30 protein-coding genes are annotated in these 25,872 nt (G+C 44.6%); 28 read left to right on the top strand and 2 right to left on the bottom strand.

Going from position 1 to position 25,872, the window contains the following annotated elements; translation table 11 throughout:
* Positions 1 to 14: 14 nt before the first annotated feature.
* On the bottom strand, positions 15 to 971 hold the full coding sequence (locus V6D44_RS12730) for a DUF1385 domain-containing protein (protein ID WP_087990687.1): 957 nt from the start codon (positions 969 to 971) through the stop codon (positions 15 to 17).
* Positions 972 to 1,195: 224 nt separating this feature from the next.
* Here V6D44_RS12730 and V6D44_RS12725 point away from each other — a divergent pair, with 224 nt between their 5' ends.
* The 28 genes from V6D44_RS12725 (at position 1,196) to V6D44_RS12590 (ending at position 24,502) form a co-directional block, all read left to right on the top strand.
* Complete coding sequence (locus tag V6D44_RS12725; protein WP_087990686.1) at positions 1,196 to 1,735, top strand: YqhR family membrane protein; 540 nt, start codon at positions 1,196 to 1,198, stop codon at positions 1,733 to 1,735.
* A gap of 88 nt (positions 1,736 to 1,823) precedes the next feature.
* On the top strand, positions 1,824 to 2,270 hold the full coding sequence (gene aroQ, locus V6D44_RS12720) for a type II 3-dehydroquinate dehydratase (RefSeq protein ID WP_087990685.1): 447 nt from the start codon (positions 1,824 to 1,826) through the stop codon (positions 2,268 to 2,270).
* Positions 2,267 to 3,328 carry an aminopeptidase PapA gene (gene papA, locus V6D44_RS12715; protein ID WP_087990684.1) on the top strand — a complete coding sequence of 354 codons (1,062 nt, stop codon included), beginning with the start codon at positions 2,267 to 2,269 and terminating at the stop codon, positions 3,326 to 3,328. Before aroQ ends, papA begins: the two co-directional genes overlap by 4 nt.
* 24 nt (positions 3,329 to 3,352) lie before the next feature.
* The gene (gene efp, locus V6D44_RS12710; RefSeq protein WP_148962031.1) at positions 3,353 to 3,910 is read left to right on the top strand and encodes an elongation factor P; all 558 of its coding nucleotides are present in this window, start codon (positions 3,353 to 3,355) and stop codon (positions 3,908 to 3,910) included.
* A gap of 143 nt (positions 3,911 to 4,053) precedes the next feature.
* Entirely contained in the window at positions 4,054 to 4,335 is a 282-nt protein-coding gene (locus V6D44_RS12705) for a YqhV family protein (RefSeq protein WP_003226379.1), read from the top strand.
* A gap of 76 nt (positions 4,336 to 4,411) precedes the next feature.
* Complete coding sequence (gene spoIIIAA, locus V6D44_RS12700; RefSeq protein ID WP_087990682.1) at positions 4,412 to 5,335, top strand: stage III sporulation protein AA; 924 nt, start codon at positions 4,412 to 4,414, stop codon at positions 5,333 to 5,335.
* A complete protein-coding gene (spoIIIAB, locus tag V6D44_RS12695) occupies positions 5,329 to 5,844 on the top strand; it encodes a stage III sporulation protein SpoIIIAB (protein ID WP_202327206.1) in 516 nt (171 codons plus the stop codon). Before spoIIIAA ends, spoIIIAB begins: the two co-directional genes overlap by 7 nt.
* Positions 5,845 to 5,866: 22 nt before the next feature.
* Positions 5,867 to 6,073, top strand: coding sequence for a stage III sporulation protein AC (gene spoIIIAC / locus V6D44_RS12690; protein WP_003153142.1), 207 nt, complete (start codon positions 5,867 to 5,869; stop codon positions 6,071 to 6,073).
* Between the two features lie 6 nt (positions 6,074 to 6,079).
* A complete protein-coding gene (spoIIIAD, locus tag V6D44_RS12685; protein WP_003230228.1) occupies positions 6,080 to 6,481 on the top strand; it encodes a stage III sporulation protein AD in 402 nt (133 codons plus the stop codon).
* Positions 6,482 to 6,499: 18 nt separating this feature from the next.
* Entirely contained in the window at positions 6,500 to 7,699 is a 1,200-nt protein-coding gene (gene spoIIIAE / locus V6D44_RS12680) for a stage III sporulation protein AE (protein WP_087990680.1), read from the top strand.
* 13 nt (positions 7,700 to 7,712) lie between these two features.
* Positions 7,713 to 8,333 carry a stage III sporulation protein AF gene (gene spoIIIAF, locus V6D44_RS12675; protein ID WP_087990679.1) on the top strand — a complete coding sequence of 207 codons (621 nt, stop codon included), beginning with the start codon at positions 7,713 to 7,715 and terminating at the stop codon, positions 8,331 to 8,333.
* Complete coding sequence (gene spoIIIAG, locus V6D44_RS12670; RefSeq protein WP_333516568.1) at positions 8,326 to 9,015, top strand: stage III sporulation protein AG; 690 nt, start codon at positions 8,326 to 8,328, stop codon at positions 9,013 to 9,015. Before spoIIIAF ends, spoIIIAG begins: the two co-directional genes overlap by 8 nt.
* Positions 9,016 to 9,678: a stage III sporulation ratchet engulfment protein SpoIIIAH gene (spoIIIAH, locus tag V6D44_RS12665; RefSeq protein WP_087990677.1), complete on the top strand. Its 663-nt coding sequence runs from the start codon at positions 9,016 to 9,018 to the stop codon at positions 9,676 to 9,678. It abuts the gene before it with no gap.
* A 156-nt stretch (positions 9,679 to 9,834) separates the two neighbouring features.
* The gene (gene accB, locus V6D44_RS12660) at positions 9,835 to 10,317 is read left to right on the top strand and encodes an acetyl-CoA carboxylase biotin carboxyl carrier protein (RefSeq protein ID WP_087990676.1); all 483 of its coding nucleotides are present in this window, start codon (positions 9,835 to 9,837) and stop codon (positions 10,315 to 10,317) included.
* An 11-nt stretch (positions 10,318 to 10,328) separates the two neighbouring features.
* Complete coding sequence (accC, locus tag V6D44_RS12655) at positions 10,329 to 11,681, top strand: acetyl-CoA carboxylase biotin carboxylase subunit (protein ID WP_333516567.1); 1,353 nt, start codon at positions 10,329 to 10,331, stop codon at positions 11,679 to 11,681.
* 20 nt (positions 11,682 to 11,701) lie between these two features.
* A complete protein-coding gene (gene yqhY / locus V6D44_RS12650) occupies positions 11,702 to 12,109 on the top strand; it encodes a fatty acid biosynthesis protein YqhY (RefSeq protein ID WP_010328286.1) in 408 nt (135 codons plus the stop codon).
* A gap of 264 nt (positions 12,110 to 12,373) precedes the next feature.
* Complete coding sequence (gene nusB, locus V6D44_RS12645) at positions 12,374 to 12,769, top strand: transcription antitermination factor NusB (RefSeq protein WP_087990674.1); 396 nt, start codon at positions 12,374 to 12,376, stop codon at positions 12,767 to 12,769.
* An 11-nt stretch (positions 12,770 to 12,780) separates the two neighbouring features.
* Positions 12,781 to 13,632 (top strand): bifunctional methylenetetrahydrofolate dehydrogenase/methenyltetrahydrofolate cyclohydrolase FolD, encoded by an 852-nt coding sequence (gene folD, locus V6D44_RS12640; RefSeq protein ID WP_087990673.1) that lies wholly within the window; start codon positions 12,781 to 12,783, stop codon positions 13,630 to 13,632.
* A gap of 137 nt (positions 13,633 to 13,769) precedes the next feature.
* Positions 13,770 to 15,116, top strand: a complete 1,347-nt coding sequence (xseA, locus tag V6D44_RS12635; RefSeq protein WP_087990672.1) for an exodeoxyribonuclease VII large subunit — start codon at positions 13,770 to 13,772, stop codon at positions 15,114 to 15,116.
* The gene (locus V6D44_RS12630; protein WP_003226409.1) at positions 15,113 to 15,367 is read left to right on the top strand and encodes an exodeoxyribonuclease VII small subunit; all 255 of its coding nucleotides are present in this window, start codon (positions 15,113 to 15,115) and stop codon (positions 15,365 to 15,367) included. Before xseA ends, V6D44_RS12630 begins: the two co-directional genes overlap by 4 nt.
* Positions 15,357 to 16,247: a polyprenyl synthetase family protein gene (locus V6D44_RS12625; protein ID WP_202327220.1), complete on the top strand. Its 891-nt coding sequence runs from the start codon at positions 15,357 to 15,359 to the stop codon at positions 16,245 to 16,247. The genes V6D44_RS12630 and V6D44_RS12625 overlap by 11 nt, the downstream gene beginning before the upstream one ends.
* A 180-nt stretch (positions 16,248 to 16,427) precedes the next feature.
* Positions 16,428 to 18,329: a 1-deoxy-D-xylulose-5-phosphate synthase gene (gene dxs / locus V6D44_RS12620; protein WP_087990669.1), complete on the top strand. Its 1,902-nt coding sequence runs from the start codon at positions 16,428 to 16,430 to the stop codon at positions 18,327 to 18,329.
* Positions 18,326 to 19,171 (top strand): TlyA family RNA methyltransferase, encoded by an 846-nt coding sequence (locus V6D44_RS12615; RefSeq protein WP_087990668.1) that lies wholly within the window; start codon positions 18,326 to 18,328, stop codon positions 19,169 to 19,171. The genes dxs and V6D44_RS12615 overlap by 4 nt, the downstream gene beginning before the upstream one ends.
* Before the next feature lie 96 nt (positions 19,172 to 19,267).
* On the top strand, positions 19,268 to 19,717 hold the full coding sequence (argR, locus tag V6D44_RS12610) for an arginine repressor ArgR (RefSeq protein ID WP_087990667.1): 450 nt from the start codon (positions 19,268 to 19,270) through the stop codon (positions 19,715 to 19,717).
* 37 nt (positions 19,718 to 19,754) lie between these two features.
* Positions 19,755 to 21,485, top strand: coding sequence for a DNA repair protein RecN (recN, locus tag V6D44_RS12605; protein ID WP_087990666.1), 1,731 nt, complete (start codon positions 19,755 to 19,757; stop codon positions 21,483 to 21,485).
* Positions 21,486 to 21,659: 174 nt separating this feature from the next.
* Positions 21,660 to 22,940 carry a SpoIVB peptidase gene (spoIVB, locus tag V6D44_RS12600; protein WP_202327226.1) on the top strand — a complete coding sequence of 427 codons (1,281 nt, stop codon included), beginning with the start codon at positions 21,660 to 21,662 and terminating at the stop codon, positions 22,938 to 22,940.
* A gap of 275 nt (positions 22,941 to 23,215) precedes the next feature.
* Positions 23,216 to 24,019 carry a sporulation transcription factor Spo0A gene (gene spo0A / locus V6D44_RS12595; protein WP_003226427.1) on the top strand — a complete coding sequence of 268 codons (804 nt, stop codon included), beginning with the start codon at positions 23,216 to 23,218 and terminating at the stop codon, positions 24,017 to 24,019.
* A 129-nt stretch (positions 24,020 to 24,148) separates the two neighbouring features.
* Positions 24,149 to 24,502, top strand: a complete 354-nt coding sequence (locus tag V6D44_RS12590; protein WP_333516684.1) for a hypothetical protein — start codon at positions 24,149 to 24,151, stop codon at positions 24,500 to 24,502.
* A 43-nt stretch (positions 24,503 to 24,545) separates the two neighbouring features.
* Here the strand turns inward: V6D44_RS12590 and V6D44_RS12585 are convergent, their stop codons facing one another.
* A complete protein-coding gene (locus tag V6D44_RS12585) occupies positions 24,546 to 25,664 on the bottom strand; it encodes an NADH-dependent flavin oxidoreductase (protein WP_333516566.1) in 1,119 nt (372 codons plus the stop codon).
* Between the last annotated feature and the right edge of the window lie 208 nt (positions 25,665 to 25,872).

Below are 25,872 nucleotides of genomic sequence, written 5' to 3'. Positions count from 1 at the left end.
CAGGGCAACGGATATTAGATGACGTTGTGAGAAGGCTTCTGATTTTGTGCAGACATTTCTTCGAGTCTGAGAAGCTCGTTAAAGCTTTCGATTGCAACTTCAACCTGGTCATCCTTAGGCTCTTTTGTTGTTAACAGCTGAAGCCAGAGCCCCGGATACCCAAGGAATTTCAGTCCGGGTATATCACGCACTTTGTTTGTCAGCTGCAGAACTTCAAAGGATATGCCGAGTACGACCGGTATCAGCGCGACACGATCTATAACACGCAGCCAAAGCGGATCTGTCGGAACGAGCAAATAGACAAACATGCCGACAATAATCGTAAATAAAATAAAGCTTGATCCGCAGCGGTAATGAAGCCGAGATTGGTTTTGAACATTCTCTACTGTAATTGGCAAATTCTGTTCATAACAGTTTATGACTTTATGTTCGGCTCCATGATATTGAAACACTCTTTTAATGAGCGGTGTCATGGATAAAAAATAAATGTAACCGAGCAGCAAAATCAACTTAAACAGGCTTTCAACCGCGATTTGCGCTGTGTCCGATGAAAAAACCGGCCTTGTCAGTTCAGCTAAGAAAACAGGAACCAATGTAAATACAAATTTACTGAACAAAAATGATAAGACGCCGATAACCGCGAGGCTGAGATACATAGACAGCCCGGAGGATTTTTTTTCTTCCTGCTCAAGTGTCTCGTCTTCAGATGGATCAAGCCCGTAACGTTCGCTAGAAAAATTCAAATGCTTGGTGCCGTTTGCGCTCGCTTCAATAATGGCCGCGATCCCTCGTAAAAACGGAATCTTTTTCACGATGTTCAGTTTCGGGTTGCGTTTGCGGGGAAGCTTAAAGAAGTCAATGCTTCCGTCCGTTCTTCTGATTGCTGTAACGTAATGATGCTTTCCTCCAAACATAACACCTTCCACAACTGCCTGACCGCCGTAAGCGGGCGGAATTTTATGTTTTGACATATTATCAACCTGCCTATTTCTTTAGGATTGCTAACCATTTCCTTTCACTCTATTGTACAGGAAACAGCGCTAAACCTCTAGATTGACAGGCTGAAAAATTGTCTAGCCTTGCTTTATCTACATGCATTATACCCGTTAATTTCAAATTTTACTCGCAGCTGTCAAAAAGTGTGAGCTTTTTTATTGACATTTCATTTTTTGGGCACACTTTAACTGGAGGTGCCATGATGACAAGCGAAAAAAAGACAGAACAAAATGAACAATCGAATGAGAAGCAGGGACCGCCTGTTCCGATGGCCAGCAGGGTGGCGGCAACAGGTTTTTTCGGAGGCGTATTATGGAGTTTCATCGCTTATATTGCGTATTTGTTTCATTTTTCCGAAGTCAGTCCGAATATGATTTTGCAGCCGTTTGTACTCGGAGAGTGGAAAAAACATGGACTGGGGACAGTAATCAGCATTATTTTAATCGGAATTCTTTCAATCGGCGCAGCATTCCTATATTTTCTTCTATTGAAACGGTTAAAAACAATGTGGCCGGGTATTTTATATGGCTTTCTGCTTTGGATGCTCGTGTTTTTTGTTTTTAATCCCATTTTTCCTGATGTGCGCGCGGTGACCGAACTGAAAGCTGATACAGTTATTACGACCATTTGCATTTATTTGCTTTACGGGCTGTTTGTCGGTTATTCCATCTCATTTGAATACAATGAGCTGAATTCGGAGAAGCTGGCACGTGCGCTGGGAACAGTGCATAGAGAATAGTGTATTATCCTTTTCCAGTATGATAAAATGTTCACGAGAAGTGGACATTTTTTTACATGAGATACCCTCACGAAAAGGAGAGATTCATGTGCCTCATTTTTTGATTTTGAACGGGCCGAATGTCAATCGGCTGGGGAAGCGTGAGCCGAAGGTATTCGGCCGCCAGACACTGACCGACATAGAAACAGATCTTTTTCAATTTGCTGAAGCCTTACATATCCAGATCACTTTCTTCCAGTCTAATCACGAAGGTGATTTGATTGATGCCATCCATGAGGCAGCGGAGCAATACGACGGCATAGTTCTGAACCCCGGAGCGCTGAGCCATTACAGCTATGCAATCAGAGATGCTGTTTCGAGCATCGGCCTTCCTGTGGTTGAGGTGCATTTATCAAACTTATATGCCAGGGAGGAATTCAGACATCAGTCGGTCATTGCTCCGGTTGCGAAAGGGCAGATCGTCGGTCTTGGAGCTGAAGGCTATAAGCTTGCGATTCGCTACTTATTAAGCCAGCAAGGGGGAGAATCAAGATGAAGCTAGAGAAATTAAGAGACCAGTTTGGACAGCTGGGGATTGACGGAATGCTGATCACAAGCAGCACGAATGTACGCTATATGACAGGATTTACAGGTTCAGCGGGTCTGGCTGTTATATCAGGTGATAGGGCGGCGTTTATTACGGATTTTCGTTATACAGAGCAGGCGAAGGTTCAGGTAAAGGGCTTTGAAATCATTGAGCATGGCGGAAGCCTGATTCAGACCACCGCCGACACGATTGAAGCGTTCGGCATCAAACGCCTCGGCTTTGAGCAAAACAGCATGACATACGGCACATATGCGTCGTACAGCGCGGTTATCAGTGAGGCTGAATTAGTGCCTGTGGCTGAATCCGTGGAAAAGTTGCGCTTGATTAAGTCTAATGAAGAGATTAAGATATTAGAGGAAGCTGCGAAGATTGCAGATGATGCCTTCAGACATATCTTGACGTTTATGAAACCCGGCATTTCTGAAATCGCTGTTGCCAATGAGCTGGAGTTTTATATGAGAAGCCAGGGAGCTGACAGCTCTTCTTTTGATATGATTGTTGCCTCGGGCCTTCGGTCAAGCCTTCCGCATGGTGTGGCCAGTGACAAACTGATTGAAAGCGGAGACCTAGTTACGCTTGATTTTGGCGCTTATTATAAAGGATATTGTTCTGATATTACCCGTACGGTCGCTGTAGGTGAGCCAAGTGACCAATTGAAGGAGATTTATCAGGTCGTATTTGATGCTCAGGCATTAGGCGTCGCACATATTAAGCCGGGAATGACAGGAAAAGAGGCTGACGCCCTCACAAGGGATCACATTGCGGCAAAAGGCTACGGTGAATATTTTGGCCATTCAACCGGACACGGGCTCGGCATGGAGGTTCATGAATCACCGGGATTGTCCGTCAGATCTTCAGCTATCCTTGAACCGGGCATGGTGGTGACAGTGGAGCCGGGCATTTACATACCAGAAACAGGCGGTGTCCGCATAGAAGATGACATCGTGATTACAGAAAACGGCAACCGGACAATCACCCATTCCCCAAAAGAACTTATTATTTTGTGATTGGAATATAGGAGGACATTAAACATGATTTCAGTTAACGATTTCCGTACAGGATTAACAATCGAAGTAGACGGCGGCATTTGGCGCGTCGTTGACTTCCAGCATGTAAAACCTGGTAAAGGCGCGGCGTTTGTCCGTTCTAAACTCCGCAATCTTCGAACTGGCGCGATTCAGGAAAAAACATTCCGCGCTGGTGAAAAAGTAGCGAAAGCGCAAATCGAAACAAAAACAATGCAATATCTATATGCAAACGGAGACCAGCACGTATTTATGGATACTTCTTCTTATGAGCAGCTTGAACTAAGCGAGACTCAAATCGAAGAGGAATTAAAATACCTGCTTGAAAACATGTCTGTGCATATCATGATGTACCAAGAAGAAACGCTCGGTATCGAACTTCCAAACACAGTTGAACTGAAAGTTGTTGAAACTGAACCCGGCATTAAAGGTGATACAGCATCTGGCGGTACAAAACCTGCGAAAACCGAAACCGGCCTTATTGTAAACGTGCCGTTCTTTGTAAATGAAGGCGACAAACTTGTTGTCAATACATCTGACGGTTCATACGTTTCAAGAGCATAGAAAGAAAAGAGAAGTCTGTTCCCAAATGGGAGCAGGCTTTTTTTGTGCCTAAAAAGAGAATCTTCCTTTTATACGAAAATGACAAGACTACTTCCGCAAGCTAGAGCATATCATATAAAAAAATGGGAGGTTGGGAGAGTGCTATGAAATTTTTACTTGGAAATATCAATTCTACTGTTTTAACAATGGCCGGATTGCGCGTTTTATCCTCTATGATTGAGCTGACGGCAGCGATTATCATGCTTGTGACAAATGATGTCCGGAAGGCGGTTGTGGTTAACAGCATTCTCGCTATTGTCGGTCCGCTGATTTTTATCATCACCATGACTGTCGGAATCTATCAAATTGCCGGGCAGCTGTCGTATGCAAAGCTGATTCTGATTTTTACGGGTGTTGTTTTAATTTTGGCGGGTGTTCATAAATAAAGAGAGGCTTGTCATAAAGTCTGCCTCACATCATACATTTTAAAGAAGCCAATCGGTAGAAAGGAGGAGGCTCTGTTTGAATGAAATCGCTGAGGTTCTCCCTGAATCCATGAAAAACGCCCTTTCTGAAATACCGGAACATCAATGGCTTGAAATCGAAGAAGTCAGAATTCGGGTCAACCGCCCTGTTGAATTAATTCGAAAAGGACAACCTGTTTTTTTATCCTATGCGGGTACGGCCGAGGATGCCCATCTGATTCTCAGCCGGCTCAGCAACTATAGTATGTATACGCTCGAAGAAGAGCTGAAGAAAGGGTATGTCACGATCAGAGGCGGCCACAGAGTCGGGCTGGCAGGCAGAGTCATTACGGAAAACGGAGGTGTGAAAGGCCTCCGTGACATCGCATCTTTTAATATACGAATTGCCCGGCAAAAACTGGGGATTGCGGAGCCGCTGCTTCCATACTTATATCAAGACAGCTGGTTGAATACGCTGATTATCGGTCCGCCGCAAACTGGAAAAACAACACTTCTCCGAGATCTTGCGAGACTCTCGAGCACCGGCAAAAAACGCATGTCGCCCGTAAAGACAGGAATCGTCGATGAACGGTCAGAAATTGCCGGATGCCTGCGCGGTATTCCCCAGCATCAATTCGGGCAGAGGATTGACGTGTTAGACGCCTGTCCAAAGGCTGAGGGCCTGATGATGATGATTCGGTCTATGAGCCCTGAGGTGATCATTGTCGATGAAATCGGGCGTATGGAAGATACAGACGCACTTCTTGAAGCGCTGCATGCAGGTGTTTCAGTCATCGTATCGGCGCATGGCTGGAGCATATCTGATCTGATGAAACGGCCTTCATTAAAGCGATTGTGGGAAGAAAGAGCCTTTGACCGCTATTTGGAATTATCGAGAGCGAAGGGGCCGGGCACAATAAGCCGCATTTATGACAAAGATGGAAATGTGCTGTCTGGGACGATGGGCGTGAAGACATGCTGAAGCTGCTGGGTGCTGTATTCATTGTGGTGGCGACAACATGGACAGGTTTTGAGATGGCGAAAGTTTATACGGAACGACCGCGGCAAATCCGCCAGCTGCGTGCGGCGCTCCAATCCCTCGAGGCTGAAATCATGTACGGCCATACACCGCTTCATATCGCTTCACAGCAGATTGCCAAGCAGCTGGCACAGCCTGTTTCGGCTCTTTTTACCACATTCAGTAATCAGCTGGACAAGGGCAGCGATTCCGCAAAAACCGCGTGGGAGCAAAGCTTAAAGAAGGTGTGGGACACCATGTCTTTGAAAAAAAGCGAATATGAAGTGCTGAAGCAATTTGGCGAGACGCTCGGGATTCATGACCGAATCTCGCAGCAAAAGCACATCAAGCTGGCGCTTACACACTTGGAAGCCTCGGAAGCGGATGCTGAGCAGGCACAGGCGAAAAATGAAAAGATGATAAAAAGTTTAGGCTTTTTAGCGGGCTTGTTACTCATTCTTCTATTGATGTAAACGTGAGGGGAGCAAAAATAAAATGGGAGTAGACGTGAACGTGATATTTCAAATCGCCGGAGTGGGAATTGTGGTGGCTTTTTTACACACGATTTTGGATCAGATGGGCAAAAAAGAATATGCCCAGTGGGTGACGCTGTTAGGTTTTATCTATATTTTATTTATGGTCGCCACAATTGTAGACGACCTATTTAAAAAGATAAAAGCTGTGTTTTTATTCCAAGGATAGGGGGGCTTGCAGATTGACATTGTTCAAATTGTAGGTTTAGGGCTGATCGCCACCTTCCTTTCTTTAATTGTTAAAGAACAAAAGCCGACTTTTGCGTTTTTAATCGTCGTGTTTGCAGGCTGTGCCATTTTTCTTTATTTGGTAGACCAAATCTACGACATTATTCGAATGATAGAAAAAATTGCAATTAACGCAAACGTCAACATGGTCTATGTTGAAACCATTTTAAAGATTATCGGAATCGCCTATATCGCTGAATTCGGGGCGCAGCTTACAAAAGATGCCGGTCAAGGGGCCATCGCCTCGAAAATAGAATTGGCGGGGAAAATTTTAATTCTTGTTATGGCTGTGCCTATTTTAACAGTCATTATTGAAACGATTCTCGGACTTATACCTTCTATGTCATAACCGAAGGGAGGCGGTAGATTGAAGCGTTTCCACTGGGCTTTAGTTCTGGCCGTGCTGATCATAGCAGGCCGTGCAGAATTGGTACAAGCAGCCGGTGATGCCGAACAAGCGGATGAACATGCTGAAACGGCTGAGCAATTAGCGGAAAGAACAGCGGCCTCACTTGAAACAGACAAGATCGGTGAATTTTGGAATGACATTATGACAGAATATGGCGGACTGCTGCCGGAAAGCCAAAAAGGCAGCTTAATTGAGTTTATCAATGGCGATAAATCATTTTCACCGCAAGAATGGCTGAAAGCTCTCTTTTCTTATTTGTTTCATGAAGTGCTAGCCAACGGCAAGCTGCTGGGCACATTAATTTTACTCACCATTTTTTGCGTCATCCTGCAGCTTCTGCAAAATGCGTTTCAGAAAAGCACCGTCAGCAAGGTCGCCTATTCAATTGTGTATATGGTGTTGATTATTCTTGCGCTGAACAGTTTTCATGTGGCAATCAATTATGCGACGGAGGCCATTCAGACGATGACTAGCTTTATATTGGCGCTCATTCCGCTCCTCTTGGCGCTTTTGGCTTCCTCAGGCGGAGCTGTATCTGCAGCTTTCTTTCATCCTGTTATCCTCTTTCTGATGAATACGAGCGGTCTATTAATTCAGAATATCGTCATGCCGCTGATTTTCTTATCAGCGATTCTAAGCATTGTCAGCACTATGACTGAACAATACAAAGTAACGCAGCTGGCCAACCTGCTCAGGAATATCGCCATCGGAGCACTGGCTGTGTTTCTCACCATCTTTCTCGGTGTTATTTCTGTTCAGGGAGCCTCAGCTGCAGTGACAGACGGCATTACGCTCAGAACGGCTAAATTTATAACCGGAAACTTTATTCCCGTTCTTGGCCGAATGTTTACAGACGCGACAGATACAGTGATCAGCGCTTCCTTATTGCTGAAAAATACCGTAGGGATTCTCGGTGTTGCTATTTTAATCTGTATCGCGGCCTTTCCGGCAATCAAAGTGCTTTCCCTCGCTTTTATTTATAAGCTGGCAGCCGCGATTCTTCAGCCGCTTGGAGGCGGACCCGTCATTACTTGCCTCGATGTCATCAGCAAAAGCGTCATTTATATTTTTGCAGCTCTCGCCATTGTGTCCCTCATGTTTTTTTTAAGCCTTACCGTCATCATCACAGCCGGAAACCTCACGATGATGATGAAATAAAGGAGGCTGGCGGATGAGTTTTCTAACTGAATGGCTTACCACCATCGTGTTGTTTATCCTATTTGCCATTGTGATTGATATGCTGCTGCCGAGCTCCAGCATGCAAAAGTACGCAAAAATGGTGGTCAGCCTGCTCTTGATTGTCGTCATGCTTACACCGATTTTCAAGCTTTTCAACACAGATCCTGAAGTCATCTTTGAATACCTCACAAAAAACAGGCAGTCAGAGTCTGCCGACATAAAAAATCAAATCAATTCAAAAAAAATAGAAATACAAGCTTCCCAGCGTGCATATATTTTAGAAGAAATGGCTGTCCAACTAAAAAAGAAAGCGGAGGAGAGATTCAGTCATGATGAATACAAAGTAGACCACATCAAACTCACGGCAGGAGAAAAGGTAGATTCAGAAGAGGATATTAAAACAATCAGCGTGTATATGGCCCCGTCTTCTGAAAACACGGTCCAAACGGTCGCGCCGGTTCGCATTGACACAGATGATGCGTATGCAACAAAAGAAGCAGCCGAACAAAAAGAAGCAAAACAGATCCAGTCACAGCTTGCGGACATTTGGGAGATCGAAAGTGAGAAAATTACGGTTCAAATGGAAGGCGGGGAGAGTGTCGGCAATGAATAAAAACGGATTATGGAATGTATTGAAAAAGCAGTTTCTTCCGGGGCAAACGAAGCACGGCGAAAAGCCGAAGCTGACCAAATATCATTACTTTCTGTTCGTTTTTGTTCTCGGAGTTTCCTTCATGCTCGTCAGCCATCTGTTTTCATCGCCGGAGAAAACGGAAAACGCCAAACCGATAACGGCGGTATCATCACAGGATACCGCAGCCGGCAAAGGGAAAACAGCCGAAGTGTTTAAAGCCTCAAAATCTGATGAACCTAAATACTCGATCGATGATTATGAAAAAGAATACGAAAATCAGCTGAAAGAAATTCTTGAAACGATCATAGGTGTAGACGATGTCTCGGTTGTCGTGAATGTTGATGCAACGTCGCTGAAAGTATATGAAAAAAACAAATCAAACAAAAATACAACCACTGAAGAAACAGACAAAGAGGGCGGGACAAGAAGCGTCACAGACCAGACATCGGAAGAAGAAATTGTGATGATCAAAAACGGCGATAAAGAAACACCCGTCGTCGTCCAAACGAAAAAACCTGATATACGCGGTGTACTCGTTGTTGCTCAAGGAGTGGACAACGTTCAAATAAAACAAACGATTATTGAAGCGGTGACACGGGTCCTGGATGTTCCAAGCCACCGGGTTGCGGTTGCCCCTAAAAAAATAAAGGAGGATTCATAAATGCTCAAAAAACAAACCGTTTGGCTATTAACAATGCTCAGTCTTGTCGTGGTGTTAAGCGTCTACTATATCATGTCTCCGGAAAGCAAAAATGCCGTGCAAATGAAAAGTGAAAAAAATGCGTCTGACTCAGGAGAGGTCGCAACTGAAAAAGCGCCTGCCAAGCAAGACACGAAGGAAAAAAGCGGTCCGGAAACTGAAACAGAAACGGAAAAAGAAGATGGAACAAAGGGCACGAAAGATTCATCAGCAGACAAGGAAACATCCGCTGAAGCCAGTGAAAAAGGAACTGTGGTAACAGAAACAGCCGATGATGATTTGTTTACAACATACCGTCTAGATTTAGAAGATGCCAGAAGCAAAGAAAGAGAAGAGCTGAATGCCATAGTGTCAAGCGATGATGCGACAGCAAAGGAAAAGAGCGAAGCATATGATAAAATGACGGCTCTCAGTGAAGTGGAAGGAACAGAAAAACAGCTGGAAACCCTTATTAAAACACAAGGCTACAAAGACGCGCTCGTCAATGCTGAAGGAGACAAAATCAACATTACAGTCAAATCAGACAAACATTCTAAATCTAAGGCGACAGCCATCATAGACCTTGTGGCAAAAGAAATCAAAACAATGAAAGACGTCGCTGTCACATTTGAGCCATCCAAGTAAATAAGAGGAAAAATACGCCCGCTTAAGCAGCGGGCTTTTTGTGTGCCAATCATATTAGAGTTGAATTCAAAAGTCCGCTCCTGTAAGATAAACATAGTATGTACTTTTAGTAGTAACCTATAAAAAAAGACATTTTATACATAGGAGTGCGATTGAATGTTAAATATTAAAGAAATCCACGAGCTGATTAAAGCAATTGACGAGTCTGCAATTGATGAATTCGTATATGAAAATGAAGGTGTATCCTTAAAACTGAAAAAACATGAAGCAGGCACTGTTCAAGTGATGCAGCAGGCGCCGGCAGCACCAGTGCAGGCACAGGCTCCGCAGGCAGTTCAGCCGCAAGCGCAGCAAGCAGCGTCGGCACCTGCCCAAGAAGCACCGAAGCAAGATGAGAATCTGCATAAAATCACTTCACCAATGGTAGGAACGTTTTATGCGTCTTCATCACCTGAAGCTGGCCCATATGTAACAGCCGGTTCAAAAGTAAATGAAAACACAGTTGTCTGCATTGTAGAAGCGATGAAGCTTTTCAACGAAATTGAAGCGGAAGTAAAAGGTGAAATCGTTGAAGTGTTAGTAGAAAACGGCCAGCTGGTCGAATACGGACAACCTCTATTTCTTGTGAAAGCAGAGTAAGGAGACTTAACATGATTAAAAAGCTATTGATCGCCAACAGAGGAGAAATTGCTGTCAGAATCATCAGAGCCTGCAAAGAGCTCGGAGTTGAGACTGTCGCTGTTTATTCAGAAGCTGATAAAGATGCCCTTCATGTTCAAATGGCTGATGAAGCTTTTTGTATCGGGCCGAAAGCATCAAAAGACAGCTATTTAAATGTTACAAATATTGTGAGTGTTGCGAAGTTGACAGGAACGGATGCTATTCATCCGGGATATGGATTTTTAGCTGAAAATGCAGATTTCGCGGAATTATGTGAAGAAGTTAACGTCACATTTGTCGGTCCGAGCGCTGACGCCATTTCAAAAATGGGAACAAAAGACGTTGCGAGGGAAACGATGAAACAGGCCGGCGTGCCGATCGTGCCGGGTTCGCAAGGAATTATAGAAAATGTGGAAGAAGCGGTTTCACTTGCTAATGAAATTGGGTATCCTGTAATTATAAAAGCCACCGCAGGCGGAGGCGGAAAAGGAATCAGGGTTGCCCGCACCGAAGAGGAACTGATCAAAGGCATTAAGATTACACAGCAGGAAGCTGCAACAGCATTCGGAAATCCAGGTGTTTACATCGAAAAATACATAGAAGATTTTCGTCACGTTGAGATCCAAGTGCTTGCCGATAACCACGGAAATACCATCCATTTAGGTGAACGCGACTGCTCGATTCAAAGACGCCTGCAAAAGCTTTTGGAAGAAACACCATCTCCGGCGCTTGATTCAGAAATCAGGGAGCAGATGGGAGATGCAGCGGTTAAGGCTGCAAAAGCAGTTGGCTATTCAGGCGCGGGAACAGTTGAATTTATTTATGACTACAACGAACAGCGCTACTACTTTATGGAAATGAACACGAGAATCCAGGTGGAGCACCCAGTCACAGAAATGGTGACGGGAACAGATCTGATTAAGGAACAAATTAAAGTGGCATCAGGAATGGAACTGAGCCTTAACCAAGAAGATGTCGAATTCCAAGGCTGGGCGATCGAATGCCGAATCAACGCAGAAAATCCAAGTAAAAATTTCATGCCGTCTCCTGGTGAAATTAAAATGTACCTGCCTCCGGGCGGTCTTGGTGTCCGTGTAGATTCAGCTGCTTACCCGGGCTATTCCATTCCTCCGTACTATGACAGCATGATTGCAAAAGTGATCACATACGGAAAAACGAGAGATGAAGCGATTGCCCGCATGAAGCGCGCATTGAACGAATTCGTCATTGAAGGCATTGAGACAACAATCCCATTCCACTTAAAACTGCTTGAACATGAAACATTTGTTGGCGGAGAGTTTAATACGAAATTTTTAGAAACATATGATGTAATGGGCTCATAATTTTTACGGAGGTGAATTGAATGAAAGACAACAGCTTGCTTAAAATGAATCAAGAAGATACGCATTTAGGTAAGGTTGAGATTGCACCGGAAGTCATCGAGGTCATTGCCGGCATAGCAGCTTCAGAAGTTGACGGTGTTGCCGAAATGCGCGGAAACTTTGCGACAGGTGTCGTCGAACGCTTCGGTAAAGTAAATCATGGCAAAGGTGTCAAAGTCGACCTGGCGGATGACGGCATTACGATCGATGTATACTGCGTCGTTACATTCGGCGTTTCGATTCCGAAAGTTGCAGCGTCCGTTCAGGAAAACATTCGTCAAACCTTATTAAATATGACGTCTCTTTCGATTAACGAGATCAATATTCATATCGTCGGCATTCAATTTGACACAAAAGCCCAGGAAGTCCAAATCGACGAAGAAATGTAAATGGCTTAACAAGAAACCAAGGGGAGGGCGGCCCTTTGGTTTTTTTACACGTTACCCCTTATTTCAAAGCATGAAGAAAGCCGGCTCAAGGCAGCCGAGTTTCTTCATGATCGTGAAATCCGAATGATCATATCAAGGTGTGTGAAAATATTCGGTAATAGGGTGAAAAAACCTTGATTTCAATATGCGGATACGAAAAAAATATGTTATGATCTCTTTATGGCTTAACGACAAGCGGATAAAGAGGATCAAAGGAGAAAGAAAATGAAAAGAAGAACAGCAAGAGAAAAAGCTTTGCAGGCACTATTTCAAATTGATGTCAGCGATATTGCAGTGAATGAAGCCATAGAACACGCATTGGATGAAGAAAAAACAGATCCTTTCTTTGAACAGCTTGTACACGGGGTATTGGAACACCAAGTCCAGCTTGATGAAATGATCTCCAATCATCTGGTGAATTGGAAGCTCGATCGGATTGCCAATGTTGACCGCGCGATTTTGCGTCTGGGAGCATATGAAATGGCGTATGCCGAAGACATTCCGGTGAATGTCTCTATGAACGAAGCGATTGAGCTGGCAAAACGGTTTGGTGATGACAAAGCGACAAAGTTTGTAAACGGGGTTCTTTCTAACATTAAATCTGATATTGAACAATCATAGGAGGAAAGAAAATGACTGCAACAATCATCGACGGAAAAGAAACGGCTAGAGAAAAACGCGAACAATTGGCAAAAGAGGTAGAAGAGCTTAAAAAGCAAGGCGTCACTCCCGGGCTCGCGGTTATTTTGATTGGAGATGATCCTGCTTCTCACTCTTACGTGCGAGGAAAGAAAAAAGCGGCTGAAACTATGGGAATGAATTTCAAGCTCGATCAATTCGACAGCAGTCTAACAGAAACGGAACTGCTTTCCATTATCGATCAATACAATCAAGACCCTGAGTTTCACGGCATCCTCGTTCAGCTCCCGCTTCCAGACCATATTTCTGAAAAAGCGGTGATCGAACGTATCTCTCCTGATAAAGATGTAGACGGTTTTCATCCGTTAAACGTAGGGAAAATGCTGCTTGGCGAAGATACGTTTCTTCCTTGCACGCCTCACGGAATTGTTGAGCTTTTGAAGAAAACCAATATCGACCTTTCCGGTAAAGAGGTTGTTGTAGTCGGCCGAAGCAATATTGTCGGCAAACCTGTCGGCCAGCTTTTATTAAATGAGAACGCGACGGTTACTTACTGTCATTCAAGAACAGAAAATATAACCGAACATACGAAAAAAGCGGACATCCTGGTGGTGGCAGTCGGCAGAGCCAATTTCATCAATGCAGATCAGATCAAAGAGGGCGCTGTTGTGATTGACGTCGGCGTTAACCGACTGGAAAGCGGAAAGCTTTGCGGAGACGTTGAATTTGAAGGAGCAAAGGAAAAAGCGTCCTTCATCACGCCAGTCCCTGGCGGAGTTGGTCCAATGACTATCACGATGCTTGCGCATAATACTGTTAAATCTGCGAAACGTACGTTATCATAGATAATTGGAGATGTTCACAGGCGGGAGATTTTGCCCGCCGTGAATATGAGCACGATACCCGCTTCTTCAGGCTCCTACAGCCAGGGCGGGTTTTCTTTAGTTATGGTGCAGGAATGCTTATGAGAGGAGTTTGAGACATGGGTGAAACAGCGTATGTTACCGTCTCAGCGCTGACAAAGTATATAAAACGAAAATTCGATGTAGATCCTCACCTTGAAAATATTTGGATTAAAGGCGAATTATCGAATGTAAAAATACATACAAGAGGCCACATTTATTTCACATTGAAAGACGAAAACGCCAGAATGCAGTCGGTGATGTTTGCAAGACAAAGCGAGCGTCTGCCGTTTAAACCTGAAAACGGCATGAAAGTGCTGGTCAGAGGGGGAATTTCCGTATATGAACCGAGCGGAAACTACCAATTATATGCCAAAGAAATGCAGCCTGACGGGGTCGGAGCGCTTTATTTAGCGTACGAAGAATTAAAAAAGAAGCTTGCCGGAGAAGGTTTATTTGACGACCGCTACAAAAAACAAATCCCCGCATTTCCAGCCACAATCGGGGTTGTGACATCTCCAACGGGTGCCGCTGTCAGAGACGTCATTACAACTCTAAAAAGAAGATATCCCCTTGTCAAAGTCATTGTTCTTCCAGCGCTCGTACAAGGCGAAAATGCGAGCAGATCCATCGTTACGCGCATTGAAGAGGCAAATGAAAAAGAGGTTTGCGACGTATTAATTGTTGGGAGAGGCGGCGGTTCGATAGAAGAACTGTGGGCATTTAATGAAGAAATTGTAGCACGCGCGATCTTTGCTTCTAACATTCCGGTTATATCGGCAGTCGGGCATGAAACGGACTTTACGATCAGTGATTTTGTCGCTGATATCAGAGCCGCGACGCCGACAGGAGCAGCTGAGATTGCCGTACCGCATACAACTGAATTAATCGAACGGACAAAAACAGCGGAAGTTAGAATGACAAGAGCAATGCAACAGCATCTCGGCCAGAAAAAAGAACGGATTCAAACGCTGCAATCCTCGTATGCCTTTCGTTTTCCAAAGCGGTTGTATGCCCAAAAAGAGCAGCAGTTTGACCTTGCCTATCAGCAGTTTCAATCACAGTTAACCGCTCTTTTAGATCGAAAAAGCAGACAGCTGGAGCGTGAAACGTACAGATTAGAAGCGCTGCACCCTCATGAACAGCTGAAGCAAGCGAGAACACGATATGAGGAACAGACAAATCAGCTGAGAAAAAATATGACTATCCAAATGAAACAGCTGCATTCCCAATTTCAGACGGTTCTTGGCAAGCTGAATGCGTTGAGCCCTCTTCAAGTGATGGAAAGAGGATACAGCTTGGCTTATAAAGAAGACGAACTCATTAAAAGTGTCAGTCAGATAGAAGAGAAGGACCAGCTTGAAGTCAAGCTGAAGGATGGCGTGCTGACCTGTGAAGTATTAGAAAAGAGAGGGGAAGAAAAATGACAGACGTGAAAAAAAATGAAAACATGACATTTGAAGAAGCGATGAAAGGGCTTGAGAGCATTGTGTCAAAGCTTGAAGAGGGCGATGTGCCTTTAGAGCAAGCGATTAACTATTTCCAAGAAGGCATGGCTCTTTCAAAAATGTGCCACGAAAAGCTGCAAAAAGTCGAAAAACAAATGGACTTCATTTTAAAAGAAGACGGCGAACTGGCACCTTTTAGTGTTCAGGAGGAAGACGAAGGTGACAAATAAATTAACGGCTTTTCTGGCGGAGCGGAAAAAAACGATTGAAAATCAGCTTTCTGTCTATACAGAAAAGCTCGATATGCCGGATTCATTAAAAAAGTCTATGCTGTATTCCCTTGAGGCTGGCGGAAAGCGGCTGCGTCCTCTCATTGTACTGGCCGTTTTAAACGCATATGGGAAAAGTGAAAAGGACGGCATTCCGGTGGGGTGTGCTGTCGAAATGATTCACACGTATTCGTTAATTCACGACGACCTTCCTTGTATGGATGATGATGATTTACGCCGCGGGAAGCCGACAAACCATAAAGTGTTCGGTGAAGCGACAGCAGTATTAGCGGGTGACGGGCTGCTCACGGAAAGCTTTAAGCTGATCACCTCCCACTTGTCGGACGGGGTGTCAGCAGAAAAGCGCCTTCGGCTTGTGAATGAACTGATTTCAGCGGCAGGCACTGAAGGCATGGTCGGTGGACAAGTAGCTGATATGGAAGCGGAGAACCGCCAGGTCACGCTTGAAGAACTTGAATCCATTCATGAACGGAAAACCGCTAAGCTTCTCGGTTTTTGCGTTACCGCCGGTGCTATTTTGGCGGATGCGCCTGAAGAAGACATTGAAACACTGCGTACCTTCAGCAGCCATATTGGAATTGGTTTTCAAATCAGAGACGATATTTTAGATTTAGAAGGCAGTGAAGAGAAAATCGGCAAACGTGTCGGCTCGGATACAACAAACGACAAATCGACTTACCCGTCCCTTCTGTCACTGGAAGGGGCCAAACATAAATTGGATGTTCACATAAAAGAGGCGAAGCGTTTGATCGGCGGACTCTCTCTTCAAAAAGAGCTTTTATATGAGCTTTGTGATTTAATTGCGGCTAGAGATCACTAAACCGATCCTAATTTGAAGCGGCTGCACGAGATATGGTAAAATGTAAGCAGTTTATATGAAAAATGAAAGAGAAAAGCCCGTTTGTCTTTTTTTATGTCTGAGAACTGGCCATTGTCCAGCTCGGCATGCGGAAGACATGTATCATTGCAGAAATTCATGCTGAAAGTGAGTTGATCCGCTTTGGATCTTTTATCAATACAGGACCCGTCATTTTTAAAAAACAAGTCCATTGATGAATTAGAAAAATTAAGTGATGAAATCCGCCAATTTTTAATTACAACGTTATCCGCTTCCGGCGGCCATATCGGCCCAAACTTAGGTGTCGTAGAGCTTACTGTTGCGCTGCATAAGGAATTTAACAGCCCGAAAGACAAATTTCTGTGGGACGTAGGCCACCAGTCGTATGTCCACAAGCTGCTGACAGGACGCGGAAAAGAATTTGCGACGCTTCGCCAGTACAAAGGGCTTTGCGGATTCCCAAAGCGGAGTGAAAGCGAGCATGATGTTTGGGAAACAGGGCATAGCTCAACCTCTCTGTCAGGTGCGATGGGAATGGCAGCCGCGCGTGATATAAAAGGAACCGATGAATTTATTATTCCGATCATCGGTGACGGTGCGCTGACAGGCGGAATGGCGCTCGAAGCGCTGAACCACATCGGCGACGAGAAAAAAGACATGATTGTCATCCTAAATGATAATGAAATGAGTATTGCCCCGAATGTCGGAGCCATTCATTCTATGCTCGGACGGCTGCGCACTGCCGGAAAATACCAGTGGGTGAAAGATGAGCTCGAATACTTGTTTAAAAAGATCCCGGCAGTTGGGGGCAAACTTGCCGCCACGGCGGAACGCGTGAAAGACAGCCTGAAATACATGCTTGTCTCGGGCATGTTTTTTGAAGAGCTTGGTTTTACGTATTTAGGCCCGGTGGATGGACATTCTTACCATGAGTTGATTGAGAATCTTCAATATGCCAAAAAAACGAAAGGCCCTGTTCTCCTGCATGTCATCACAAAAAAAGGGAAGGGGTACAAACCGGCTGAGACCGATACGATCGGAACATGGCACGGTACCGGACCATATAAAATTAATACCGGTGACTTTGTAAAACCGAAAGCCGCAGCACCTTCATGGAGCGGTCTTGTCAGCGGGACTGTGCAGCGAATGGCGCGAGAGGACGGACGCATTGTAGCCATTACGCCGGCTATGCCTGTCGGCTCAAAGCTTGAAGGCTTCGCAAACGAATTCCCTGATCGCATGTTTGACGTAGGAATCGCCGAACAGCATGCGGCAACGATGGCTGCAGCTATGGCAATGCAGGGGATGAAGCCGTTTTTGGCGATTTATTCAACCTTCCTGCAAAGGGCATATGACCAAGTGGTTCATGACATCTGCCGCCAAAACGCCAATGTGTTTATTGGCATTGACCGTGCAGGGCTTGTGGGCGCTGACGGAGAGACACACCAAGGCGTGTTTGATATTGCATTTATGCGCCACATTCCAAACATGGTCTTAATGATGCCGAAAGATGAAAATGAAGGACAGCATATGGTTCATACAGCACTCAGCTATGACGAAGGCCCGATTGCGATGCGTTTTCCGCGCGGAAACGGACTCGGCGTAAAAATGGATGAACAGCTGAAAACGATTCCGATCGGCACGTGGGAAGTGTTGCGCCCGGGGAACGACGCAGTCATCTTAACATTTGGAACAACAATCGAAATGGCGCTTGAAGCAGCTGAAGAGCTGCAAAAAGAAGGCCTGTCCGTGCGCGTTGTCAATGCGCGTTTTATTAAGCCGATGGATGAAAAAATGATGAAGGATATCTTAAAAGAAGGCTTGCCGATTTTAACGATTGAAGAAGCGGTCTTAGAAGGCGGTTTCGGAAGCTCGATTTTAGAATTCGCTCATGATCAAGGTGAATTCCTTACACCGATTGACAGAATGGGTATCCCGGATCGGTTTATTGAACACGGAAGCGTAACGGCGCTCCTTGAAGAAATTGGACTAACAAAACAGCAGGCGGCAAACCGCATTAGATTACTGATGCCGCCGAAGACACACAAAGGAATTGGATCATGACGTCAAAGAAAGAACGATTAGATGTATTACTAGTAGAAAGAGGGTTGGCGGAAACGCGGGAAAAAGCCAAGAGAGCCATTATGGCGGGAATCGTCTATTCAAACGAAAACCGCTTGGACAAGGCTGGGGAAAAAATTGACCGCGATCTGCCGTTAACAGTCAAAGGAAACCCGCTGAAATATGTGAGCAGAGGCGGCTTAAAGCTTGAAAAAGCGCTGAAGGAGTTTCCCATCTCTGTTAAGGATAAAATCATGATTGATATTGGCTCCTCCACCGGCGGTTTTACGGACTGCGCTCTGCAAAACGGTGCTAAACAGTCATACGCGGTAGATGTAGGCTACAATCAGCTTGCGTGGAAGCTTAGACAGGATGAACGGGTCGTCGTGATGGAACGGACAAACTTCCGTTACGCAACACCGGCAGACTTTACAAAGGGCATGCCGGAGTTTGCTACGATTGACGTGTCCTTTATTTCACTGCGGCTTATCCTGCCTGTCCTCAAAACATTGCTTGTGCCTGGCAGTGACTGCATGGCTCTTGTTAAGCCGCAGTTTGAAGCGGGACGGGAATCCGTCGGCAAAAAAGGGATTGTCAGAGATCCTAAAGTACATGCTGATGTTCTCAAGCGTATGGTCAGTTTCTCTGCTGCTGAAGGCTATATCTGCAAAGGCCTGTCATTTTCTCCAATCACGGGAGGAGACGGAAATATTGAATTTCTCCTTCATTTGCATTGGCCGGGAGAGGGACAGGAAGGACAGGAGCTGTCAGAAGAAGAGATCAATCGCATTGTAGAAGAGGCACATAAGACGTTAAAAGAAAAAAAAGCAGATGTACCGGAATAATAGGGCGCTATTATTCCTTTTTTCTGCATTTATGTACATTTTGCAGAGAAACATATAACATAAAAGAACAGATAAGCTGGAAATAGAGGTGCTTACATGAACAAAGGCCAGAGGCATATTAAAATCAGAGAGATCATTACAAGCAATGAAATCGAAACGCAGGACGAATTGGTTGACATGCTGAAGCAGGATGGATACAAAGTGACGCAAGCCACGGTTTCACGCGATATTAAAGAGCTTCACCTAGTGAAAGTGCCTACGAATAACGGCTCTTACAAATACAGTCTTCCGGCAGACCAGCGTTTCAATCCGCTGTCCAAACTGAAGCGGGCACTGATGGACGCATTTGTGAAAATAGACTCAGCAAGCCATATGATTGTGCTCAAAACGATGCCCGGCAACGCCCAGGCAATCGGGGCGCTGATGGACAATTTGGACTGGGATGAAATAATGGGAACCATTTGCGGAGATGACACGATTTTAATGATTTGCCGGACTCCTGAAGATACAGACGGCGTAAAAAACAGGCTGCTTGAGCTGCTGTAATAGAAAATCTAACAAAGATAAAGAGGTGTAATGCTGTTTGTTAGCTGAACTATCCATTAAAAACTTTGCCATTATTGAGGAACTGACGGTTTCTTTTGAACGCGGGCTCACGGTTTTAACAGGAGAAACCGGAGCCGGCAAGTCCATCATCATAGATGCCATTTCTCTTTTAGTCGGAGGCCGCGGCTCATCCGAATTTGTCAGATATGGGGAGACAAAAGCCGAGCTTGAAGGGCTGTTTCTATTGGAGAGCGGCCATCCCGTTTTTGACGTATGCGCTGAGCAGGGAATTGACGTTTCTGACGAAATGATCATCATGAGAAGGGATATCAGCACGAGCGGAAAAAGCGTTTGCCGAGTTAATGGCAAGCTTGTCACGATTGCCTCGCTAAGAGAGATCGGCAGGCTTTTATTAGATATTCACGGGCAGCACGATAACCAGCTGTTAATGGAGGACGAAAATCACCTCCAGCTTTTGGACAAGTTTGCCGGAGCCGAAGCGGAAAGCGCGCTTCAAACGTATCAGGAAGGGTACCAGCGGTATATGAAGCTGCTTAAAAAGCTAAAGCAGCTTTCTGAAAGCGAACAGGAAATGGCCCACCGTCTTGATCTCATTCAATTTCAGCTCGAAGAAATCGAATCGGCTAAGCTCGAGCTTAATGAAGATGAGCAGCTTCAGGAAGAGCGCCAGCAAATTTCAAATTTTGAGAAGATATATGAATCGCTGCAAAATGCATATAACGCGCTTCGCAGCGAGCAGGGCGGACTGGACTGGGTCGGAATGGCATCAGCGCAGCTTGAAGATATATCCGATATTAACGAACCGCTGAAAAAACTGTCTGAAAATGTTTCGAACTCCTACTATCTTCTGGAGGACGCTACATTTCAGATGAGAAATATGCTGGATGAACTTGAATATGATCCGGAACGCCTGAACTATATTGAGACGCGCCTTAATGAAATCAAACAGCTGAAACGAAAATACGGTGCATCTGTTGAGGATATCTTGGAATACGCTTCTAAAATTGAAGAAGAGATTGACCAAATTGAAAACAGGGACAGCCATCTTCAAAGCGTGAAGAAGGAGCTTGACTCAGTCGGCAAAGATGTCGCAGTGGAAGCGGCAAATGTTTCAAAAATCCGCAAAGCATGGGCGAAAAAGCTGGCTGATGAGATTCATCGGGAATTAAAAAGCCTCTACATGGAAAAATCAACTTTTGATACGGAATTTAAGATCAGAACAGCGCCCCGAAATGAGGAGGCGCCGATTGTAAACGGCCAGCCTGTTCAGATGACTGAACAAGGGATTGATTTGGTGAAGTTTTTAATTTCAACCAATACAGGCGAACCGCTGAAATCCCTTTCGAAAGTCGCTTCCGGAGGAGAGCTGTCACGGGTGATGCTAGCTATTAAAAGCATTTTTTCCTCTCAACAGGATGTGACGTCGATTATATTCGATGAGGTTGATACCGGTGTAAGCGGCAGAGTCGCACAGGCAATCGCTGAGAAGATCCATAAAGTGTCAATAGGATCGCAAGTGCTGTGTATTACACACTTGCCTCAGGTGGCTGCCATGGCAGATACGCATCTTTATATTGCGAAGGAGTTAAAAGACGGCAGAACGACAACACATGTCAAGCCGCTGTCTAAGCAGGAAAAGGTAGCGGAAATCGGGCGTATGATTGCAGGAGTCGAAGTAACAGACTTAACGAAACGCCATGCAAAAGAACTTTTAAGACAAGCGGACCAAGTCAAAACAACGGGGTGAGCTGCGCGAAAAGCGCAGCTTATTTTTTTCACGCACATCCATTCGTTCATCAGTATATCCAATGTTTTTCTTTATATGACAGTTATAAATAAGGCGTCAGAAGGCAAAATTAAATGATGTAGCAGCAAGTCATAAAGAAGGTGTGGGATAGGAGCGAGGAGAGTGAAGTAGTAAATGCCCGATAACATCAGAAAAGCAGTAGGTTTAATTCTCCTTGTTTCGTTATTAAGTGTAGGTTTATGCAAACCGCTAAAAGAGTATTTACTGATTCCAACGCAAATGAGAGTATTTGAAACCCAAACACAAGCGATTGAAACGGGTTTATCGGTAAACGCTCATACACAAGAATCTTCAGAAGCGTTTACAGTAAAGAAAGACCCGCATGAAGTCAAGGTGACAGGCAAAAAATCAGGTGAATCAGAGTTAGTATACGATCTTGCAGGATTTCCAATCAAAAAAACAAAAGTAAAAGTTCTTCCTGATTTAAAAGTCATACCTGGCGGACAATCGATTGGTGTTAAACTTCATTCCGTCGGTGTTCTTGTCGTCGGATTTCATCAGATCAACACTAGTGAAGGTAAAAAATCCCCGGGAGAAACGGCCGGTATTGAAGCGGGCGACATCATTATTGAGATGAATGGACAGAAAATTGAAAAAATGAATGATGTGGCCCCATTTATTCAGAATGCCGGTAAAACCGGCGAATCTTTAGATTTGCTTATTAAACGTGATAAACAGAAAATCAAAACAAAGCTCATTCCGGAAAAGGATGAAGCAGAAGGCAAGTTCAGAATTGGGTTATATATCAGGGATTCTGCCGCTGGGATCGGCACTATGACCTTTTATGAACCGAAGTCAAAAAAATACGGAGCACTTGGCCACGTGATTTCCGATATGGACACAAAGAAACCGATTGTAGTGGAGAATGGCGAAATCGTTAAATCAACTGTAACATCAATTGAAAAAGGGACAGGCGGAAATCCGGGAGAAAAACTGGCGCGATTTTCCTCAGAACGCAAAACGATCGGGGATATTAACAGAAACAGCCCGTTTGGGATTTTCGGGACACTGCATCAGCCGATTCAAAACAAGATTTCAGATCAAGGACTGCCGGTTGCGTTTTCTACTGAAGTCAAAAAAGGCCCGGCTGAAATTTTAACGGTCATTAATGATGACAAGGTAGAAAAGTTTGATATTGAAATCGTCAGCACAACCCCGCAAAAATTCCCGGCAACAAAAGGAATGGTCTTGAAAATAACCGATCCGAGGCTATTAAAAGAAACAGGCGGCATCGTCCAGGGGATGAGCGGAAGCCCGATCATCCAAAATGGCAAAGTGATCGGCGCTGTCACCCATGTGTTTGTAAATGACCCGACAAGCGGCTACGGCGTTCATATTGAATGGATGCTGTCAGAAGCGGGAATTGATATTTACGGAAAAGAAAAAGCAAGCTGACTGCCGGAATTTCCGGCAGTTTTTTTGCTTTGATCCCTCTTCACTTCTCAGAATACATACGGTAAAATGTACAAAAGAAGATTTTTCGACAAATTCACGTTTCCTTATTTGTCAAATTTCATATTTAGTCGAAAAACGGAGAAAAACATAGAAAAACAAAGATATACCACTAATATTGGTTATGATGATTTTTTTAGAGGGTATATAGCGGTTTTGTCGAATGTAAACATGTAGCAAGGGTGAATCCTGTTAACTACATTTGGGGAGGAAGAAACGTGGAGAAAATTAAAGTTTGTGTTGCTGACGATAATCGAGAGCTGGTAAGCCTGTTGAGTGAATATATTGAAGGACAGGAAGACATGGAAGTCATCGGTGTTGCTTATAATGGACAGGAATGCCTGTCGTTGTTTAAAGAAAAAGATCCCGATGTGCTCGTATTAGATATTATTATGCCGCATTTGGACGGACTTGCGGTTTTAGAGCGGCTGAGGGAATCAGATCTGAAGAAACAGCCGAATGTCATTATGCTGACAGCCTTTGGACAGGAAGATGTCACGAAAAAGGCCGTCGATTTAGGCGCTTCTTACTTTATTCTCAAACCGTTTGATATGGAAAACCTTGTTGGACATATCCGCCAGGTCAGCGGGAATGCAAGCAGCGTGACGCATCGCGCGCCATCATCGCAAAGCAGCATTATACGCAGCAGCCAGCCTGAACCAAAGAAGAAAAATCTCGACGCGAGCATTACAAGCATTATCCATGAAATCGGCGTCCCAGCGCATATTAAAGGGTATCTCTATCTGCGCGAAGCAATCTCAATGGTATACAATGACATCGAATTGCTCGGCAGCATTACAAAAGTTCTCTATCCGGACATCGCCAAAAAATTCAACACAACCGCTAGCCGTGTAGAAAGAGCAATCCGCCACGCGATTGAAGTCGCATGGAGCAGAGGAAACATTGATTCCATTTCCTCGCTGTTCGGTTATACAGTCAGCATGACAAAAGCTAAGCCTACTAACAGCGAATTCATTGCGATGGTTGCGGATAAGCTGAGATTAGAACATAAGGCTTCTTAAGCATGAGAATATCAAGCGATGATTAAATCAAACGTCTTTTATTTATTGGTTCGCGCTGATAAATAGGAGGCGTTTTGTTTTGGGGATATAATGATAGGAAGGATCTATTTTCCGCAAGGAGTGATGCATGTGTTTGAAAAGTATGGATTGTTCATTGCGCTATTTATTCTTGCGCTTTGCGTCAATTCGAACATCATTACAGAATCACGCATACTAGGCATCTTGATCGACTTTATCTCATTTACAGTCATGGTTTCTTGTGTTTTTCTCTGCTTGGAGAATCAAAACCAAACAATCAGAATCAAATTGAAACCCATTCTCTGTAAAATCGTAAGTAAGGAAGCATACATGAACAAAGGAGACGTACGAATGAAAAAGAAAAAAGCAAGAAAGCGTGACGGGCTTCTCCTAGATTTGCTTCCAGAAGCAGCTGGCGAGCTCCTACCCTTGCTGTTTAGATGTTTACATAAACTATTTATTTAAAGTTGAAAAAAGACTGCCGAATCGTTTCGGCAGTCTCAACACATTAGTCTTTATAAGGCACCCAGCCAGGCGTGTTCACGATGGCTTGCCATAGCGGTTCAGGTAAATGATATTTTTCTTTATCTGTGCCTTTGATTACGGTTTCGATTTGTTTTTCCCGCCCTTCTTTTACTTTCACACTCCAGTCAGGGTCAACTAAAATTTCGCGTCCCATTGCGACTAGCGGAATGCCGCTTTCGATCACGGCCAGCGCGTCATCTGCGGAATGAATGGAACCGACGGCGATCAGCGGCACTTTGTTTCCGACACGTTCATTCAATAAGTCCATGCGTGTGCGATCCGGATCTGCACCGCGGCGTGCATTTGAGTTCACGTCCATCAGTGAGATATGAAGGTAATCCAATTCTTTATTCCCTAAAGCATCAACAAGCGTAAAGGTTTCAGTCATTGTTAATCCTGGTGTCTCAGGTTCTTCCGGAGACAAGCGGTAGCCCACTAAGAACGCGCCCTTCGCATGTTCTGCAATAGCTTTTTTTACTTCATCGACAATAGCAAGCGGGAAGGCTAACCGTTTTTCATCGCTTCCTCCCCAGCGGTCTGTGCGCTGATTGGTTTTCGGAGAATAAAACTGCTGGATCAAGTATCCGTTCGCGCCGTGAATTTCGACACCGTCAAAGCCGGCTTCAATGGCGCGTCTTGTCGCTTCTCCAAATGCCTTTACGATATTTTCCGTTTCTTCTTCTGTTAAAGCGCGGGCAATTTGCTTGCCGTTATCAAATACGTCACTTGGCGCTACGACATCTTGTTGCGGAACGAGCTCAGACGGGCATTCAATGCCGCCGTGGTGAATTTGCACAACGGCTTTAGCACCTTGCGCCTGAATGGCTTGCGCTAATTTTTTTAAACCTGAAATGTTCGAGTCATCGTGGATGGCCGGCTGCCCGGGAAATGCTTTTCCGTCCGGTGTGACGTTTGCGCAGGCTGTAATCACCATTCCCATCTCTTTTGAGCGGGGGATGATGTAGTCAAGCTCTGCTTCAGATATCGTACCGTCTTCATTAGAAGCGTAATGAGTCATTGGTGCTACTGTGATCCGGTTGTCGATTGTAACGCCGCTTTTAAACGTAAATGGTTCAAACAGCGGTTTATACTTAGGGTTCATTTGATCATCTTCCTTCGTTTGGATTCGCAAATATTCTAGCCTATATATATAAATTAATGCAATTGATCTGCTTTACCAGCTGAATATCTTGAGTTACAGCGAGGTATTTTCTTCGCTCCTATTCGGGGTCCTTGAAGGTTTAAGTAAAGACCGCTGCAGCCAGAGGAGAACGAATTTTTCATGGCTTTAACATCTGTAAAGAAATATT

The sequence above is a fragment of the Bacillus sp. 0209A genome (assembly GCF_036765095.1).
GTDB lineage: Bacteria > Bacillota > Bacilli > Bacillales > Bacillaceae > Bacillus > Bacillus subtilis_G.
Note: the sequence above shows the minus strand (reverse complement) of the source record. Positions and strands in the feature narration are given on the sequence as shown.

What these genes read in the sequence shown, in the direction of transcription:
- argR (WP_087990667.1), top strand. Translation starts at nt 19,268, where the DNA reads ATGAACAAAGGCCAGAGGCATATTAAAATCAGAGAGATCATTACAAGC.
- spoIIIAG (WP_333516568.1), top strand. Translation starts at nt 8,326, where the DNA reads ATGAATAAAAACGGATTATGGAATGTATTGAAAAAGCAGTTTCTTCCG.
- yqhY (WP_010328286.1), top strand. Translation starts at nt 11,702, where the DNA reads ATGAAAGACAACAGCTTGCTTAAAATGAATCAAGAAGATACGCATTTA.
- xseA (WP_087990672.1), top strand. Translation starts at nt 13,770, where the DNA reads ATGGGTGAAACAGCGTATGTTACCGTCTCAGCGCTGACAAAGTATATA.
- nusB (WP_087990674.1), top strand. Translation starts at nt 12,374, where the DNA reads ATGAAAAGAAGAACAGCAAGAGAAAAAGCTTTGCAGGCACTATTTCAA.
- spoIIIAH (WP_087990677.1), top strand. Translation starts at nt 9,016, where the DNA reads ATGCTCAAAAAACAAACCGTTTGGCTATTAACAATGCTCAGTCTTGTC.
- V6D44_RS12725 (WP_087990686.1), top strand. Translation starts at nt 1,196, where the DNA reads ATGATGACAAGCGAAAAAAAGACAGAACAAAATGAACAATCGAATGAG.
- V6D44_RS12630 (WP_003226409.1), top strand. Translation starts at nt 15,113, where the DNA reads ATGACAGACGTGAAAAAAAATGAAAACATGACATTTGAAGAAGCGATG.
- spoIVB (WP_202327226.1), top strand. Translation starts at nt 21,660, where the DNA reads ATGCCCGATAACATCAGAAAAGCAGTAGGTTTAATTCTCCTTGTTTCG.
- V6D44_RS12730 (WP_087990687.1), bottom strand. Translation starts at nt 971, where the DNA reads ATGTCAAAACATAAAATTCCGCCCGCTTACGGCGGTCAGGCAGTTGTG.
- V6D44_RS12615 (WP_087990668.1), top strand. Translation starts at nt 18,326, where the DNA reads ATGACGTCAAAGAAAGAACGATTAGATGTATTACTAGTAGAAAGAGGG.
- efp (WP_148962031.1), top strand. Translation starts at nt 3,353, where the DNA reads ATGATTTCAGTTAACGATTTCCGTACAGGATTAACAATCGAAGTAGAC.
- accC (WP_333516567.1), top strand. Translation starts at nt 10,329, where the DNA reads ATGATTAAAAAGCTATTGATCGCCAACAGAGGAGAAATTGCTGTCAGA.
- spoIIIAF (WP_087990679.1), top strand. Translation starts at nt 7,713, where the DNA reads ATGAGTTTTCTAACTGAATGGCTTACCACCATCGTGTTGTTTATCCTA.
- papA (WP_087990684.1), top strand. Translation starts at nt 2,267, where the DNA reads ATGAAGCTAGAGAAATTAAGAGACCAGTTTGGACAGCTGGGGATTGAC.
- V6D44_RS12705 (WP_003226379.1), top strand. Translation starts at nt 4,054, where the DNA reads ATGAAATTTTTACTTGGAAATATCAATTCTACTGTTTTAACAATGGCC.
- accB (WP_087990676.1), top strand. Translation starts at nt 9,835, where the DNA reads ATGTTAAATATTAAAGAAATCCACGAGCTGATTAAAGCAATTGACGAG.
- folD (WP_087990673.1), top strand. Translation starts at nt 12,781, where the DNA reads ATGACTGCAACAATCATCGACGGAAAAGAAACGGCTAGAGAAAAACGC.
- spoIIIAB (WP_202327206.1), top strand. Translation starts at nt 5,329, where the DNA reads ATGCTGAAGCTGCTGGGTGCTGTATTCATTGTGGTGGCGACAACATGG.
- V6D44_RS12585 (WP_333516566.1), bottom strand. Translation starts at nt 25,664, where the DNA reads ATGAACCCTAAGTATAAACCGCTGTTTGAACCATTTACGTTTAAAAGC.
- spoIIIAC (WP_003153142.1), top strand. Translation starts at nt 5,867, where the DNA reads ATGGGAGTAGACGTGAACGTGATATTTCAAATCGCCGGAGTGGGAATT.